The organism is Erwinia sp. JH02, assembly GCF_013074405.1.
Classification (GTDB): Bacteria; Pseudomonadota; Gammaproteobacteria; order Enterobacterales; family Enterobacteriaceae; genus Erwinia; species Erwinia rhapontici.
Window position 1 is genome coordinate 32,800 of sequence record NZ_JABANZ010000016.1, and the last position, 14,268, is coordinate 47,067.

General features: G+C 53.9%; 16 protein-coding genes and 1 tRNA gene. 9 read left to right on the plus strand and 8 right to left on the minus strand.

What is annotated here, in order from left to right; all coding sequences use genetic code 11:
- The first annotated feature begins 39 nt into the window (after positions 1-39).
- A complete protein-coding gene (locus HHI26_RS23655) occupies positions 40-1,065 on the plus strand; it encodes an alpha/beta hydrolase (RefSeq protein ID WP_241008344.1) in 1,026 nt (341 codons plus the stop codon).
- Positions 1,066-1,490: 425 nt separating this feature from the next.
- Here HHI26_RS23655 and HHI26_RS23660 read toward each other — a convergent pair.
- From HHI26_RS23660 to HHI26_RS23670, 3 genes are all read right to left on the minus strand, one after another.
- Positions 1,491-1,566: transfer RNA gene (locus tag HHI26_RS23660), tRNA-Asn, on the minus strand.
- A 99-nt stretch (positions 1,567-1,665) separates the two neighbouring features.
- Positions 1,666-2,460, minus strand: coding sequence for a DgsA anti-repressor MtfA (mtfA, locus tag HHI26_RS23665; RefSeq protein WP_133841700.1), 795 nt, complete (start codon positions 2,458-2,460; stop codon positions 1,666-1,668).
- Between the two features lie 136 nt (positions 2,461-2,596).
- On the minus strand, positions 2,597-3,253 hold the full coding sequence (locus HHI26_RS23670; protein ID WP_133841701.1) for a hypothetical protein: 657 nt from the start codon (positions 3,251-3,253) through the stop codon (positions 2,597-2,599).
- A 593-nt stretch (positions 3,254-3,846) separates the two neighbouring features.
- Here HHI26_RS23670 and HHI26_RS23675 point away from each other — a divergent pair.
- Complete coding sequence (locus tag HHI26_RS23675) at positions 3,847-4,560, plus strand: phosphohydrolase (protein ID WP_133841702.1); 714 nt, start codon at positions 3,847-3,849, stop codon at positions 4,558-4,560.
- 63 nt (positions 4,561-4,623) lie between these two features.
- Positions 4,624-4,872: a hypothetical protein gene (locus HHI26_RS23680; protein ID WP_133841703.1), complete on the plus strand. Its 249-nt coding sequence runs from the start codon at positions 4,624-4,626 to the stop codon at positions 4,870-4,872.
- A gap of 49 nt (positions 4,873-4,921) precedes the next feature.
- Here HHI26_RS23680 and HHI26_RS23685 read toward each other — a convergent pair whose 3' ends face one another.
- Positions 4,922-6,523, minus strand: coding sequence for a methyl-accepting chemotaxis protein (locus HHI26_RS23685; protein ID WP_171149808.1), 1,602 nt, complete (start codon positions 6,521-6,523; stop codon positions 4,922-4,924).
- Positions 6,524-6,649: 126 nt separating this feature from the next.
- Positions 6,650-7,306 carry an epoxyqueuosine reductase QueH gene (locus HHI26_RS23690; RefSeq protein WP_133841705.1) on the minus strand — a complete coding sequence of 219 codons (657 nt, stop codon included), beginning with the start codon at positions 7,304-7,306 and terminating at the stop codon, positions 6,650-6,652.
- A gap of 156 nt (positions 7,307-7,462) precedes the next feature.
- Between HHI26_RS23690 and HHI26_RS23695 the strand changes: the two genes are divergently transcribed.
- Both HHI26_RS23695 and vsr read left to right on the plus strand, forming a co-directional pair.
- The gene (locus HHI26_RS23695) at positions 7,463-8,872 is read left to right on the plus strand and encodes a DNA cytosine methyltransferase (RefSeq protein WP_171149809.1); all 1,410 of its coding nucleotides are present in this window, start codon (positions 7,463-7,465) and stop codon (positions 8,870-8,872) included.
- 72 nt (positions 8,873-8,944) lie between these two features.
- A complete protein-coding gene (gene vsr, locus HHI26_RS23700) occupies positions 8,945-9,415 on the plus strand; it encodes a DNA mismatch endonuclease Vsr (RefSeq protein ID WP_159336456.1) in 471 nt (156 codons plus the stop codon).
- A gap of 204 nt (positions 9,416-9,619) precedes the next feature.
- Here the strand turns inward: vsr and yedA are convergent, their stop codons facing one another.
- A complete protein-coding gene (gene yedA, locus HHI26_RS23705; RefSeq protein WP_133841708.1) occupies positions 9,620-10,540 on the minus strand; it encodes a drug/metabolite exporter YedA in 921 nt (306 codons plus the stop codon).
- 166 nt (positions 10,541-10,706) lie between these two features.
- On the opposite strand from yedA, the gene HHI26_RS23710 reads away from it, so the two are divergent.
- The 4 genes from HHI26_RS23710 (at position 10,707) to HHI26_RS23720 (ending at position 12,446) form a co-directional block, all read left to right on the plus strand.
- Positions 10,707-10,982, plus strand: coding sequence for a hypothetical protein (locus tag HHI26_RS23710; RefSeq protein ID WP_133841709.1), 276 nt, complete (start codon positions 10,707-10,709; stop codon positions 10,980-10,982).
- Positions 10,983-10,993: 11 nt separating this feature from the next.
- Entirely contained in the window at positions 10,994-11,905 is a 912-nt protein-coding gene (locus tag HHI26_RS23715) for a DUF808 family protein (protein ID WP_133841710.1), read from the plus strand.
- A 34-nt stretch (positions 11,906-11,939) separates the two neighbouring features.
- Entirely contained in the window at positions 11,940-12,074 is a 135-nt protein-coding gene (locus HHI26_RS25645) for a hypothetical protein (protein ID WP_259151748.1), read from the plus strand.
- Positions 12,075-12,266: 192 nt separating this feature from the next.
- Positions 12,267-12,446, plus strand: a complete 180-nt coding sequence (locus HHI26_RS23720) for a DUF2158 domain-containing protein (protein ID WP_133841711.1) — start codon at positions 12,267-12,269, stop codon at positions 12,444-12,446.
- Between the two features lie 92 nt (positions 12,447-12,538).
- Here the strand turns inward: HHI26_RS23720 and HHI26_RS23725 are convergent, their stop codons facing one another.
- Together HHI26_RS23725 and HHI26_RS23730 are read right to left on the minus strand one after the other, a co-directional pair.
- A complete protein-coding gene (locus tag HHI26_RS23725) occupies positions 12,539-12,862 on the minus strand; it encodes a DUF6388 family protein (protein ID WP_133841712.1) in 324 nt (107 codons plus the stop codon).
- Between the two features lie 100 nt (positions 12,863-12,962).
- The gene (locus tag HHI26_RS23730; RefSeq protein WP_241008342.1) at positions 12,963-14,264 is read right to left on the minus strand and encodes a sugar ABC transporter substrate-binding protein; all 1,302 of its coding nucleotides are present in this window, start codon (positions 14,262-14,264) and stop codon (positions 12,963-12,965) included.
- Positions 14,265-14,268 lie beyond the last annotated feature (4 nt).

The window sequence follows — 14,268 nt, forward strand, 5'->3', positions numbered from 1 at the left end:
TCATCGGGAGAGACCATGAAATTTACGCTTATCAGTGCAATGCTAATCACGGCAATGGCTGGAGTGACCTCAGTCAATGCGGCTGATTACAAAAAAAATCCGTTCACACTCGTCTATGACGGTGCCATTACTGAGAACGTCAAAGGCAAGGTCAATATTCATCCGGTGAAATACGATCTGCATGGCATCCAGATTGCGGCGAATGTTTATACCCCTGCTAACTACGATCCCGCCAAAAAATATCCTGCGGTGGTGGTTGCACATCCTAATGGTGGCGTAAAAGAGCAGGTCGCTGGGTTGTATGCCCAGCGTCTCGCCGAACAGGGCTACATCACGATTACCGCCGATGCGGCTTATCAGGGCGCTAGCGGTGGGATGCCTCGCAGCGTGGATAAACCCGCTAATCGTATTGAGGATATCCACGGCATGGCTGACTACATCAGCCAGTATCCTGGTGTAGATACCGCCCGCCTTGGTCTGCTGGGTATTTGCGGAGGCGGCGGGTATTCACTGGTTGCCGCCGAAACAGACAAACGGTTCAAATCGATTGCAACCATCAGTATGTTTAACTCCGGGCTTGTACGTCGCAATGGTATGCAGGATTCACAGCTGAATACTATCCAGCAGCGTCTTCAGCAGGCTTCTGACTCCCGCGCTCAGGAAGCATCTGGAGGCGAAGTGCTTTACTCCGGTGATGCCAATCTGACTGATGAACAGATCGCTAAGCTACCTTTTGCCTTATACCGGCAGGGCTACGAGTACTACTGGAAAACCCACGCACACCCGAACTCAACGTTTAAATACACCACTAGCAGTCTGTTAGACTTGATGAACTTTGACGTGACGGACCATATCAATCTCATCAATAAACCGCTGCTGATGATTGCCGGTACAAAAGCGGATACGCGCTATATGACTGAAGATGCGTTCGCGAAAGCCACCGGTACGAAGGACAAAGAACTCTTCCTGATCGAGGGTGCCACCCATATCGAGACGTATTGGGTGCCCAAATACGTTGACAAGGCTTTGCAAAAGTTAGACGTCTTCTTCGATAAGAATATTTAGTCATCCCCGGTGATGCCCCGGCCGGGCAGGCTGGGGCACGTCCATGAGCTGTAGCCACTTTCCGCAACATTTCACAGCGCTTACTCCTGTTATAAACCCAGATTATCGAAGTTGTGGTGAAAGATAATTACGCTACTTAAATAGGCGCTATGAATGGAATTCATAGACCTGATCTGGGACAGGGAATGATAATGATAAGCCTGACGTGAGAGAAACAGAGAGCCGGGTTAATTCCTTTCCTTGATGATAGCCATCAAGGCGATTCAACCGTTGGGGTATTCATTCAAGGGGAAGGGCGGTGTAGTGTCGGACTCTGGGAAGGTTTTTCACGCTAATTCGTTGAACCTAAATCATATAAATAATCGCAACGATGCAAGAAAAGCAAAAAGCCCGCTTAAGTTTCCTTAAGCGGGCTTTTCTCAATTTGGCTCCTCTGACTGGACTCGAACCAGTGACATACGGATTAACAGTCCGCCGTTCTACCGACTGAACTACAGAGGAATTGTGGAACGAGGCGAATAGTAGCGATACGCCCTCAGACTGTCAACAGCAAAAAACATTTTAGCTTTCAACTGGCTGCGTTTGAATCAACCCGCCCGATTAGTGAACAATTCCACCCGCATTATGGTGTAACTGCTGCTGCTCCAGGCGCTGATGGGGATCCTGGCGATAAAACTGGCGGAACCGTTGATAAAGCGCCGGAAAACGGGCGATCAGCAGCTCAGGCGCACTGAAAAAATACTCTGACAATACCGCGAAGCATTCCGCGGGTTCGCTGGCGGCGTAGGCATCAATGCTGGTGGCGTTTTCACCCACCTGGTCAATTTCATCCTGTATTGCACTCATTGCCGCACGCAGATCGCGCTCCCAGCCCACCACTTCGCGCAGGGGAATGGCCGGTACACCGTTAGCTTCACCGCTGCCGCGCGCATCAAGTTTGTGCGCGACCTCATGGATCACCAGGTTATAACCGGAGAGATCGAATGAGTCCTGCACATCCAGCCAGTTCAGGACAATCGGACCCTGCTGCCAGCTTTGCCCGGCGTGCACCATTTGTTCACGATGCACCAGGCCGAACTCATCCTGCCATTCATCATCGACCATAAACGGGGAAGGATAGATCAGCACTTCATGAAAACCGTCCAGCCAGTCGTAGCCGAGGCTGAGAACCGGCAGGCAAAACAGCAGAGCCAGTCGGCAGCTTTTCACATCGTCCAGTTCGAAGCCTTGTAAAGGCACCAGACGTTTCTGGCGCAGAAAACGGGTCGCAAGCTGACAGATCGTCTGTTGTTCAGCAGCCGTTAAGCTTGCCAGCAGCGGGATCTCCAGCGCCTGTTGCCATGGCAGCCCACTTTCCACTGCGTCATCACCGCCTTTCCACGGCCATTTGATCATGCTGTTGTCACTCCTGCCTGATGATGGCGTTAATGCCGCTGAATAAGGGGAAGATTCAATCAGTTATAATGCAGATTGTCTGTGACGAAACGCAAACGGCGCTGAAAAAAGTCAGCGCCGCGTCGATTTGCGAGGGTCAGATACGCGCGAATTCAATCACCCAGACCCAGGGGTTCACTTCCCAGCTGGTGCCACCGTATTGAATGGCCCACTGCTTGCGATAAGCATCTTTAGCGGAAACGGCTTCGCTATGCAGGGTGAAAAAGTTATTGAGAAAATGAGAGTCTACCTGCACGCCTTCAGCCAGCACGTCATCGTCACTGATATCCTGGATGCGCTCGACCCGGATAGCCGTGATGGTCAGGTCGATACGGCTGGCCCAGCGCGGCATATGAATACCGGCCTGCCAGCCAAAGTTGGTCTCTTCTTCGTCAGAGGTATAGATGCTGGAGTCGGCACGGTACTGACAGTAGTCAATATTTTTAAACTGTGCAGGAGAGGTCTGATATTTCGTCATCTCTTCTGCGGGCACCACAGGGCCGCGCCAGGTTTCGCGCACCCACAAGCGATCGCCCGGCTGGCCGTAAGGGCAGTGATAACTCAGGTTTTCCATGCCCAGAACACGGTTACCTTGCAAATTGTTGCTCAGGACATCAATGCCGTAACAACCTTCATGATTGTCCTGGCCTGGCCCAAACAGTTGGGATTTCATGATGCGCCGTGTCTGTTTTTGTTGGCCTGAGAGCAGGGCGCGCACCCGTTGATCGCTAAATAGAATCGGGCGTTCTTTCATGGTTTAACCTCTAGTATGACTTTCTTGACCAGTTCCTGGTTCATAAGCAAAGTAGAAACACAATACAGATAATTCCTAACCTTAGCTCAAAAAAACGTTTCAGCACGTTTATTTTACTAAACTTCAGAAAAACCAATAAAAAAATGACTTGGGGCAAATTTGCACATCTGCCGGACGCAATCGTCTGGTGCGTCCCGCGTCGTCATCACGGGGTCGTCATGCCGTAACCAAATTGACATTTTACCATATTACAATGTGTTAGTGTGACGAATGCTTACCGACGATGCCCTCTAACCGTGGCGATCGCCTGTTCCTCATGATCACTGACAGACCGGGCATGTACAGCACCTGTGTTGTTGTTTGAGGGGCCATTACCTGCATCTGATCATAACTATTGTTTATCATTTAGATCAAAAAACAGCCAGTTAAAAGTGAGCCGGAAAAAACTGAAAATGGGAAAAATGCTGTCACCAGCGCGTAACAGCCGCTATAAGTTTGATGTGGATCTCATTTTTAAGCAGAAATGGTTAACCCGTTGCAGTGGGTGACCACCACTGACATCTCAAAAAGTTCAAACAATTAAGGAGAAGTCTATGACTCTGACTGACTGGCAATTACGTTTTGAAAAGTGGCTGCACGACACCTGGCAACATGATGATAAAGCCCATGATGTGGCGCACCTGACGCGCGTCTGGCAGTCTGCACAGCGCATTATGGTGGGCACCGGGGCCGATGAGCTGGTGGTGCTGGCCGGGTGCTACTTCCATGACATTGTCAACCTGCCTAAAAATCACCCTGAGCGCCATCTGGCTTCCGCGCAGGCAGCTGACGAGACCCGGCGCGCGTTACAACAGGTCTTTACGGATTTCCCCAGCGATAAAATTGAAGCCGTGGCCCACGCGGTTCACGCGCACAGCTTCAGTGCTGGCGTAACGGCAGAAACCCTTGAAGCTAAGATCGTGCAGGACGCCGACCGTCTGGAATCACTGGGCGCTATTGGTCTGGCGCGGGTGTTTTATGTCTCTGGCGCATTAGGGCGTTCTCTGTTTGACAGTCGCGATCCGCTGGGGCGCGAACGCCCTCTGGATGATGCTGAATGGGCGCTGGACCATTTCCAGAAAAAGTTACTGAAATTGCCTGAAACGATGCAAACGGCAGAAGGGCGACGCCTGGCTGAATTTAATGCCCGCTTTCTCGTGACCTATATGGCGAAGCTGTGCGCTGAATTGAAGGGGGATTTTTGCGCGTTGGATCAAACCGTACTGGAAGAATTCAGCCCGGGATCGTCAAATATTAAATTTTTATGACAGTATGGTTAAATCGCACGTTACAGGTTACGTTGTTGGGACAATTCTCAGGAGAATCAGGCAATGACCGACAAAGTTAGCTTAACAATAAAGATCGATCCCGCCTTAAAAGAAACGATTAAAACACTCGCTCTGGATAGTGAGATTTCCCTTAGCGAATTGGTTACCCAGCATCTGGTAAAGAGTTTTTCTGCTCAGGCACCTGATGCGGTAGATAGTACCCATACAGAAGAAGAGACGGCCGAACAATTGAGCCAGGCAGAACTGAAACAAGTTCGCGCACTGCTGAAAAAGTCGAAGAAGAAAAAGTAAGCCCGTCTTATCCAGCGTCTCTCGTTCTGAGAGACGCTTTCAACCCCTCTTACATAACAAACTGACTCACGCTGTGCGAGAGCCGTTGCGCATGATCCACCAACGCTTCCGATGTCCCTGCGCTGCGACGTGTCAGTTGCTCGCTCTCTTTGACCTGCTGATTCAGGCGAGTAATCTCCAGCGCTATCGCATTGACCCTTTTACTCTGCGCATCCGCATTGTGTTGCAACTCGCTCAGTAGGGTAACCACGCCGGATACGGCATGCGTAATTTCCCGATACAATCTCTCCAGCGTCTGTACCTGACTAAAGCCGCTATCAATATGTTGATGAGTTGAGCCGATCAGCCCGTCAATCAACCGCGTCGAGGCACTGCTCTTCTCCGACAGCAGGCCGATCTCTTTTGCCACAATGGAGAAGCTGCGCCCATAAACGCCGGCATGGGCTGATTCGATAGCGGCATTCAGTGCCACCAGCCGTGTTTGCAGCGAAATGCCCTCCAGAAGGGTAACAATCCCGGCGATCTCACCGGAAGCGTCAACAATCTGGCGCATCTGCGCATCAACAGCGGTCACCACGGTGCCGCAGCGGCGGGTCAGTTCATCGGCGGCCTGTACCTGCTGCGTCGCATGATGGGTAAACGTCACGCTGTGGCCCACTTCCTCTGCCACCCGGTTCAGACGCTGGCTGATGTGCTCAAACGCGCTGCTTTGCTGCTGATTGTGGGCACTAAACTCATCATTTTGTTGTGCCATGCGGTCTGCGCTGCCACGCACCGCACCGGAGATGGCGTTAATCTCGCCGACGATATGCCGTAAACCTTGCTGCATCCCGTCCACATTCTGTATCAGCTGGCTGATCTCCGTTGACTGGTAACGGCTCTGATACGCCTGCTGCGAGATATCGCCCGTTGCGATCTGTGCCAGCCAGCGCGACACGCGTTCCATCGGCTGGATCACCCCCATCAGCAGTAACCCGCCGCTCAGTAACAGCAGTCCGCCCAGCAGGGCAGAGATACCCAGGGAAAGATTGCGGCTGGTGGTCAGCGATGAGAGCGTAGAGAGGTTGAGATCGTCGGCCTGGTGATTGGCCTGCGTCAGCACCTGATAGTAGGTGTCATTAAACTGCTGCTGAAAGGCCTGCATTGGCACCATAAAAAAGGCATCAATATCTTTCGCATTCAGCCCTTTTAACTGCTCCTGCAATCCGTCGGCCAGCATATCGAAGTTCTGTTTCAGCGGACTGTCCTGCGCCACCGGATATTGATCAAACAGCTTTCGTGCATTATCCAGTGAGGTCTGAGCCGTTTCGGCCAGGCTTTTCCAGCTGTCGACGGAGCCGGTCTGGTTATCTTGCATCAGGTAGATCCCGGCGCGGTGGCTGTTGTCGCTGGCGGTGAGCAGTTCCATACGGGCTTTATCCAGCAGCGCCTGGCGGCCAGACAGGGTATGGATCTCGGAAATATTGTCACCCGTGCTGGAAACGAGGCGGGTCAGTAGCAGCACGCTGGCACACTGCAGCAGCGAGAAGACCAGCAGAAACAGGATGAAGCCACCCCGCAGGCTGCGTAGCCAGCCCCAACCGGTCATCAACAAGGCAAAACGTGGACGGCGCAGCAGGGCGCGTAAGGGTAAAATCGTGATCAGTGACATAAGCTTCCCTTAAAATAAAAGGGAGTATTCGCCGCTTTTATGTCACTTGTGTTACCGCGATAAAATAGAAAAAAGAAACAGGGGATTATCCGCTGATAAGGCAAATTACCCCGCTATCTTTCAGCGTTATTGTTCTTCATCACCGTAATAGAGTACGCCGAGCTTGATTAATGGTCGGCCCTGACTTTTGCGATGCAAATTGCTGTCGCGCAACGAATACACGCAGCCGCAATATTCCTGCTGATAGAAACGCTCACGTTTGCTGATCTCAATCATGCGCGCCGACCCGCCTTTTTTGCGCCAGTTATAATCCCAGTACTGGATGCCGGGGTAGGGCGCGGCCGCCCGATCGCCACAGTCGTTAATCTGCTGCATATTCTTCCAGCGCGAAATACCCAAAGAGCTGGAAATCACCGGAAAGTCATTTTCATAGGCATACAGTGCGGTGCGTTCAAAGCGCATATCAAAGCACATGGTGCAGCGCACGCCACGCTCTGGCTCCCACTCCATGCCCTTCGCGCGAGCAAACCAGTTATCGGTATCGTAGTCAGCATCGACAAACGGGATGCCGTGCTGTTCCGCAAAGCGGATATTCTCTTCTTTACGCAGCAGATACTCTTTCTGCGGGTGAATATTTGGATTGTAGAAGAAAATGGTGTAATCAATGCCTGATGCCTGCAAGGCTTCCATCACTTCGCCGGAGCAGGGGGCGCAGCAGGAGTGCAGCAGCAGTTTTTTAGCGCCATCGGGAAGGCTAAGCAGCTCGCGTTGGGGGGCGTTCATCGGTAATAGCTCCATTGTTAACAGTAAAACCGCATCAGTGTAGAGGCAGCATGACGCGCTGTCATTAATTGCCCTCGCTGCGGCCAATTTCCGCCTGGCGCTGGGTCAACTAAGTGATAGACTGACACCCGTTTATCCCCTGTTAACTGAGTAAATATGAGCGATTTTGACCGCGTGGCCGCAGAACTGGCTGAACAGGCACGAGAAGATGCCCGGCATAAAGAACAGCAGGATCGTGAGCTGCTGCTGCGGGTGCTGGAGATTTATGACCAGAAAACGGTCGCGGCGACCCTGCGAAAGGTCAGTCAGCAGGAGTGGACGCGGGAGTCTGTTAATCGCTGGGTGAAGGGCAACAGCCGCAAAACGCTGAATGAAGCCGAAGTCAGTTTGCTGCACAGTATGCTGCCTGCGCCTCCGGCACATCATCCCGATTATGCTTTTCGTTTTATTGACCTTTTTGCGGGTATTGGTGGCATACGTAGCGGCTTCGAAGCGATTGGTGGACAGTGCGTGTTTACCAGTGAGTGGAACAAACATGCGGTGCGCACCTATAAAGCCAACTGGTACTGTGATGAGCAGCAGCACCGCTTTAATCAGGATATCCGCGATGTCACGCTGAGTGGCGATCCCCTGGTGGACGAAGAGCAGGCGTATCAGCATATTCGCCAGCAGGTGCCGGACCATGATGTGCTGCTGGCGGGATTCCCTTGTCAGCCTTTCTCACTGGCGGGTGTGTCGAAGAAAAATGCCCTGGGCCGTAAACATGGTTTTGAAGATGAAGCGCAGGGGACGCTGTTCTTTGATGTGGCACGCATCATCACGGCCAAAAAACCGGCGATCTTTGTCCTCGAAAACGTCAAAAACCTGAAAAGCCACGATAAGGGCAATACTTTCCGCATTATTATGTCGACACTGGACGAGCTGGGCTATGACGTGGCGGATGCGGCGGTCACCGGTTCGCCGGACCCGAAAATTATCGACGGCAAGCATTTCCTGCCGCAGCACCGTGAACGCATTGTGCTGGTAGGGTTCCGTCGCGATCTGGCGCTGCCCGCTTTCAGCCTGAGCGCGTTATCTGCGCTCTACCCGCCGCAGCGCACGCCACTCAAAGCCTTACTCGACCCGGTCGTTGATGCGAAATATATTTTGACGCCAACGCTATGGAAGTATCTCTACCTCTATGCGAAGAAGCACCAGGCTCGCGGTAACGGCTTTGGCTACGGGCTGGTTGATCCGGCGCTTGAGCAGGGAGTAGTTCGGACGTTGTCGGCACGCTATTACAAAGATGGTTCGGAGATCCTGATCGATCGCGGCTGGGACAAAGCGCTGGGTGAGGAGGACTTCGATAACGCGGACAATCAGCAGAACCGACCGCGTCGTCTGACGCCACGCGAGTGCGCCCGACTGATGGGCTTTGAACAGCCCGGCCAGGAGGCGTTCCATATTCCGGTATCGGATACCCAGGCCTATCGCCAGTTTGGTAACTCGGTGGTGGTGCCTGCCTTCGCGGCGGTTGCCAAACTCCTGCGCCCCTGGATCCTACAGGCGGTACAACAGCGCCAGTGAAATGTGGCCCGGTGCCATCACGGCAGGGCCGCTTTTAGCTACACTTAAGGTCTTCGTTAAAGGAATATCAAGATGGCCGACGTTCACTCTTCCGACGTGCGCAGTAAGAATATGCGCGCTATTCGTACCCGCGATACGGCAATCGAAAAGCGGCTGGCAGAACTGCTGGTTGAACTGGGCCTGAGTTACCGGGTGCAGGATAAATCGTTGCCCGGTCGTCCCGACTTTGTTCTGGCAGACTATCAGGCCATTATCTTTGTTCACGGTTGTTTCTGGCATCGTCATCACTGTCATCTATTCAAGATGCCGGCGACACGCACGGCGTTCTGGCAGGGAAAAATAGACAGTAATGTGGCGCGTGATAAACGTTATGTTGAGGAGCTGACGGCCAGCGGCTGGCGTGTGTTGCTGGTATGGGAATGTGCGCTACGCGGGAAAACGCGACTGGAGGAAGAGGCATTGCGCACGCGGCTGGAGGAGTGGATTTGCGCCGCGGAAAACAACGGCGAGATCGATGAACAAGGGATTCGTGTACTACCGTAAACCCTCTGTCAGCGACGCTGGCCTGCACGATGGTCCAGGTCAACGTCAAGGGCGTTTCGCTTTCCCGCTGCGCGTGCCGAGGCACGCAGGGATGCGTCTTTTGCCGCTCCGGCGTGCTCAAACTGGCCCCGGACCTGACGCCAGACGGGAAGCCATTCATTTTTGTGGGTATACCTTAGAGGTCATGCTGCACACGCTGAGGATTTAATCAGTCGGCGAGCAGGGTTTCACCACCGGTTTTGCCGGGAAGAGGTATTTACCCAGCGTGACCAGCACCACTGCCAGCACAATAATGCCCAGCGCCAGCCATTCACGTCCTGACAGGCTTTCACCGGCAAAAGCGATGCCCAGCAGCACGGCAACCACCGGATTGACATAGGCGTAGCTGGTGGCGATAGCGGGTGTGACGTTGCGGATCAGGAACATATAGGCATTGATGGCAATCACCGAACCAAACAGGCTGAGATAACCCAGCGAGAAGAAGCCCGCCAGTGAGGGTTTCTGAACCAGATGTTCACCCGTCAACTGGCTGGCGGTCAGCAACACCACCCCGGCGGCCAGCATCTCGACAGCTCCGGCCATCATGCCGTGCGGTAGCGCAATACGTGACCCCCACACCGAGCCAAAGGCCCAGGTCAGCGATCCGCCCAAAATCATCAGGGCACCCCACGGATTCCCTGCCAGATGGCCGCCGCTGTTAAGTAAAATAATCCCCACCAGGCCGACGCCAATGCCCAGCCACTCAATCCAGCGCGTGGTAATGCCGAACATACGGCTGAAACACATGGCAAACAGGGGAACGGTCGCCACCATCACGGCAGCCAGCCCGGAAGGCACATGCTGATGTTCTGCAACGGTGACTGCGCCATTACCCATTGCCAGCAGCAGGACACCGATGATCGCCGCGTTACCGGCTTCACGCCAGGAAGGCAATTTTTCCCCTCGCATCAGGAGGAATGCCAGCAGCACCACGCCCGCGAGTAAGAAGCGCAACCCGGCCAGCATCATCGGCGGCCAGCTTTCCACACCAATACGGATCACCAGGTAGGTGGAACCCCAGATAAAGTAGAGAGAAAAGAGCGCGGCCAGCAGGGGCAGCAGGGCGGGGGCACGGCGTAACGTCATGTCAGAGACTCTTCCTAAAGTTATATCAGGTTGTGAAAATGTTATAAGGACCCGATTCTGCCACTAATTATCCCCGGCGGGCGTTATTTTTTTACAAAATTTGCACTCCATGCCCATAATTGCTTAGATCTGTTCCCTCTTTAATACAGCCAGCCAGGGGTGAGCCATGGCCAGTGTCAAACTGACGGTAAGACGTCTGTATAAACTCAGCGGCGAGCGCATGGTCAATACTCAGGCGACGGCGCGTATTTTCGTGGGCGATCGCCTGATTGCCACGGAAGAGATCAGCGGGATGACCGAAAGCCCGGTGAGTAAGTATCTGCACCATGCGGAAACGCAGGGGCAGCCAGTGCGCGTTGAGTGGGACTGTGATGGCATTGCCGATATGGCGGTGACCGAAATGGAGCTGTGCCCCTGTTGTCAACATGATGGACATGAATAAGGAATCTGATTTTGGCCGGAAGTAGTTTACTGACCTTACTGGACGATATTGCCACACTGCTGGATGACGTCGCCGTGATGGGCAAAGTGGCGGCAAAGAAAACCGCCGGTGTATTGGGCGACGATTTGTCGCTGAATGCGCAGCAGGTCAGCGGGGTAAAAGCCAACCGTGAACTGCCGGTGGTGTGGAGCGTGGCGAAAGGGTCGTTCCTTAACAAACTGATTCTGGTGCCGCTGGCGCTGCTGATCAGCGCGTTTGCCCCCTGGGCGATCACCCCGCTGCTGATGGTGGGTGGCGCATACCTGTGCTTTGAGGGCGTGGAGAAAGTACTGCACAGTCTGCATAAAGATAAAAGCCAGGAAACGCCGCAGGCTCGTGAAGCGCGTTTGCTGAAAGCGGCCGAGCAGAACCCGGCGGAGTTTGAGCAGAAAAAAGTAAAAGGGGCGGTACGCACGGACTTTATTCTCTCGGCGGAGATTGTGGCGATTACCCTGGGTATCGTGTCTGAAGCACCGCTGCTGAATCAGGTGATCGTTCTGGCTGGCGTGGCGATTGCGGTCACCGTTGGTGTGTACGGGATTGTTGCGGGTATCGTGAAGATTGACGATCTCGGCCTGTGGCTGCAGCAGAAATCTTCGGCGGCAGCGAAAGCGGTGGGCGGCGTGCTGCTGGTGGCCGCACCGTGGCTGATGAAAATCCTGACGGTGGTGGGCACCCTGGCGATGTTCCTGGTCGGCGGTGGGATTATCGTGCACGGCGTGCCATTACTGCACCATCTTATTGAAGGCGTTAGCGCAGGCCTGCATGGTCTGCTGGCGATGCTGTTGAGCAATGTTGCTAACCTCATCATCGGCTTTATTGTGGGGTCGATTGTGCTGTGCGCGGTAAATTTGATTGCCAAAATGCGCCCGTCATCAGTATAAAGACGGGCTGAAATCAGTAAATATCCAGGGGTTAATGATGAACGACGATATGTTTGAATTTGATATTGATGCTCAACTTGAGCAGGCAGAAGCCAATGCCCAGAAGAAAGCAGCCGAAGTACCGGCTGACTTAGGCGATGAAGCCGACTGCGAAGGCTGCAAAATCTAATCGCAAAATGCGACGAGTTTCACATAAAAAGCGTGTAGTAAAACTACACGCTTTTTTTATATTTAGTGTTTTTAACTGCTTATTTGAATTTAACAAATACTTTACCTGGCGTTAACAGCACGGTTTATATTCAGATGCTATAACTATTTGACGTTTCATAACCAGTGATAACCAGATAGGGAGGTACTTTGTATGAGCTTTATTGTCAGTGATGAAGTGCAACATAAGGATGGTGGCCCCGCAATGATTGTGACGGGAGTGGCCAGCGGTATGGTCGAGTGTCGTTGGTACGATGGTTTCAGTGTGAAGCGCGAGGCGTTCCGCGAAGAAGAGCTGTCATCATTATCGTCCGCAGCGCGATTAGCGGGGTAGTTCCACTGTTTTATGTGACGGGGTGGGCCGATAAAGAGGTTTGCCCTGTGCCCATGGGCCGATCATTTTTCCCGATCGGCCCGTGAATACGATTACAACTCGTTTTTAATACAAAACTCTTCCCAGCTCATCCCCAGCGCTTCGGCATGGGTGTGCAGATACGCTTCAATCGCATTCACCATCACCGCTTTATCCGGCTCAGCCAGTTGAATGGCAAACAGCATGCCGTCCAGTTTCTTTTCACGTACATACGCGGCATAGGCGCGATCTTTCTGCATGGATTGCAGCTGCTCCACCGTCATTCCGAGCGTGGCGGCCTGGTCTGCCGTCAGATTTTCAATACCGGCTTTCAGCGTCGGGTGGGCCTCAAGAAACAGATCTTTGGCGATGGCGTAATATTCTTCAACGGTTTTCATAACGATAATGCCCGGGTTGATGCAGGAAAATTCACTGGCGCTAGTGTACACGGCTGGATTGGTCGGGGAAAGCCGGGCAGCAGCGCTGCCCGCCACCCGTTTATGGAGGGGTTGTGGCGTAAATCTCGGTCACGGCCTGCTGGTTTCGCGTCAGGGTTTCGTCCAGCGTCAGTTTGCCCTGTAACAGCGCGGCGATATTCTCACCCACGGCATTGCCCATCTGGTCGAAGCCGGGAATGCTGACGTACTGCACGCCCTGATACGGCACCGGGCCGAGGGTCGGCTGTTCCACCGTGGCGCTTTCCATGGCGGCCTGTACCCGTTTTGCATAGGGTGCCAGGCGCTGATAGCTGGCCTGCTGGTAGGTTGAGTAGCGGCTGCCTGGCGGCACGGCCCCCCAGCCGACCGTTTGCGCCACCTGCTGAATGTAGGCGGGTGAGGTTGCCCAGCTGATAAATTCCTGTGCGGCCGCTTTGTTCGCCGCACTGGCGGGGACGGCCAGTGCCCAGGACCACAGCCAGTTCGAGCCATTGCGCGTCAGTTCACCGGGGGCCGGGGCAAAATCAATTTTGTCGGCCACACGGGAGATCTGCGGGTTAATCAGCAGACCGGCAGCCACGGTGCTGTCGACCCACATAGCGCACTTGCCTTCGGCAAACAGCTTAAGGATTTGACCAAAACTGTTCTCAGCGCTGTCCGGCGGGCCGTAGTCGTGCACCATCTGCACATAGTCGCTGAGCACTTCCCGCCACTCCGGGCTGTCCAGCGTGGGTTTCCAGTCGAGATCGAACCACTGTGCACCGTAGCCGTTGGCCATGGTGGTGACAAACGCCACGTTATCCCCCCAGCCCGGACGGCCGCGCAGGCACAGGCCATAAACGCCGTTCGCTTTGTCCGTTAGCTTCGCCGCCAGGCGTTTAATATCACTCCAGTTGACCTCTTCAGGCATCGTCAGGCCACGGGCAGCAAACAGATCCTTACGGTAATAGGTCATGCTGCTTTCGCCGTAAAACGGCAGGGCATAGAGCTTATCCTGCCAGGAGAGGGCTTTACGTACGGGCTTCAGCAGGTCGTCTACCTGATAGTCAGCGGGCAGGGTATCCAGCGGGGTTAACCAGCCGCGCTTGCCCCACAGCGGTGCTTCATAGGTGCCCACGGTAATCACATCAAAGGTCGGCTGGCCGCTGTTCATCGCCGCCAGCACCTGTTTACGCAGTTCTGCATCATCCATCACCTGCCAGCGCAGGTGAATGCCGGGGTGCGCCTGCTCAAAGGTGCCGGAAAGCTGCTGCATAATGGTCATGTCACCGTTGGCGATGGTGGCAATGGTGAGTGTGGTGTCAGCCCGGGCAGCGCCCGCAGCCAGCATCAGCAGCAGGGCGGCGGTCAGTTTGCTACGCATAGTC

Bases quoted from the DNA above. Each gene is read 5' to 3' on its own strand.
- HHI26_RS23655 (WP_241008344.1), top strand. From the start codon at position 40: ATGCTAATCACGGCAATGGCTGGAGTGACCTCAGTCAATGCGGCTGAT.
- mtfA (WP_133841700.1), bottom strand. From the start codon at position 2,460: ATGATCAAATGGCCGTGGAAAGGCGGTGATGACGCAGTGGAAAGTGGG.
- HHI26_RS23670 (WP_133841701.1), bottom strand. From the start codon at position 3,253: ATGAAAGAACGCCCGATTCTATTTAGCGATCAACGGGTGCGCGCCCTG.
- HHI26_RS23675 (WP_133841702.1), top strand. From the start codon at position 3,847: ATGACTCTGACTGACTGGCAATTACGTTTTGAAAAGTGGCTGCACGAC.
- HHI26_RS23680 (WP_133841703.1), top strand. From the start codon at position 4,624: ATGACCGACAAAGTTAGCTTAACAATAAAGATCGATCCCGCCTTAAAA.
- HHI26_RS23685 (WP_171149808.1), bottom strand. From the start codon at position 6,523: ATGTCACTGATCACGATTTTACCCTTACGCGCCCTGCTGCGCCGTCCA.
- HHI26_RS23690 (WP_133841705.1), bottom strand. From the start codon at position 7,306: ATGAACGCCCCCCAACGCGAGCTGCTTAGCCTTCCCGATGGCGCTAAA.
- HHI26_RS23695 (WP_171149809.1), top strand. From the start codon at position 7,463: ATGAGCGATTTTGACCGCGTGGCCGCAGAACTGGCTGAACAGGCACGA.
- vsr (WP_159336456.1), top strand. From the start codon at position 8,945: ATGGCCGACGTTCACTCTTCCGACGTGCGCAGTAAGAATATGCGCGCT.
- yedA (WP_133841708.1), bottom strand. From the start codon at position 10,540: ATGACGTTACGCCGTGCCCCCGCCCTGCTGCCCCTGCTGGCCGCGCTC.
- HHI26_RS23710 (WP_133841709.1), top strand. From the start codon at position 10,707: ATGGCCAGTGTCAAACTGACGGTAAGACGTCTGTATAAACTCAGCGGC.
- HHI26_RS25645 (WP_259151748.1), top strand. From the start codon at position 11,940: ATGATGAACGACGATATGTTTGAATTTGATATTGATGCTCAACTTGAG.
- HHI26_RS23720 (WP_133841711.1), top strand. From the start codon at position 12,267: ATGAGCTTTATTGTCAGTGATGAAGTGCAACATAAGGATGGTGGCCCC.
- HHI26_RS23725 (WP_133841712.1), bottom strand. From the start codon at position 12,862: ATGAAAACCGTTGAAGAATATTACGCCATCGCCAAAGATCTGTTTCTT.
- HHI26_RS23730 (WP_241008342.1), bottom strand. From the start codon at position 14,264: ATGCGTAGCAAACTGACCGCCGCCCTGCTGCTGATGCTGGCTGCGGGC.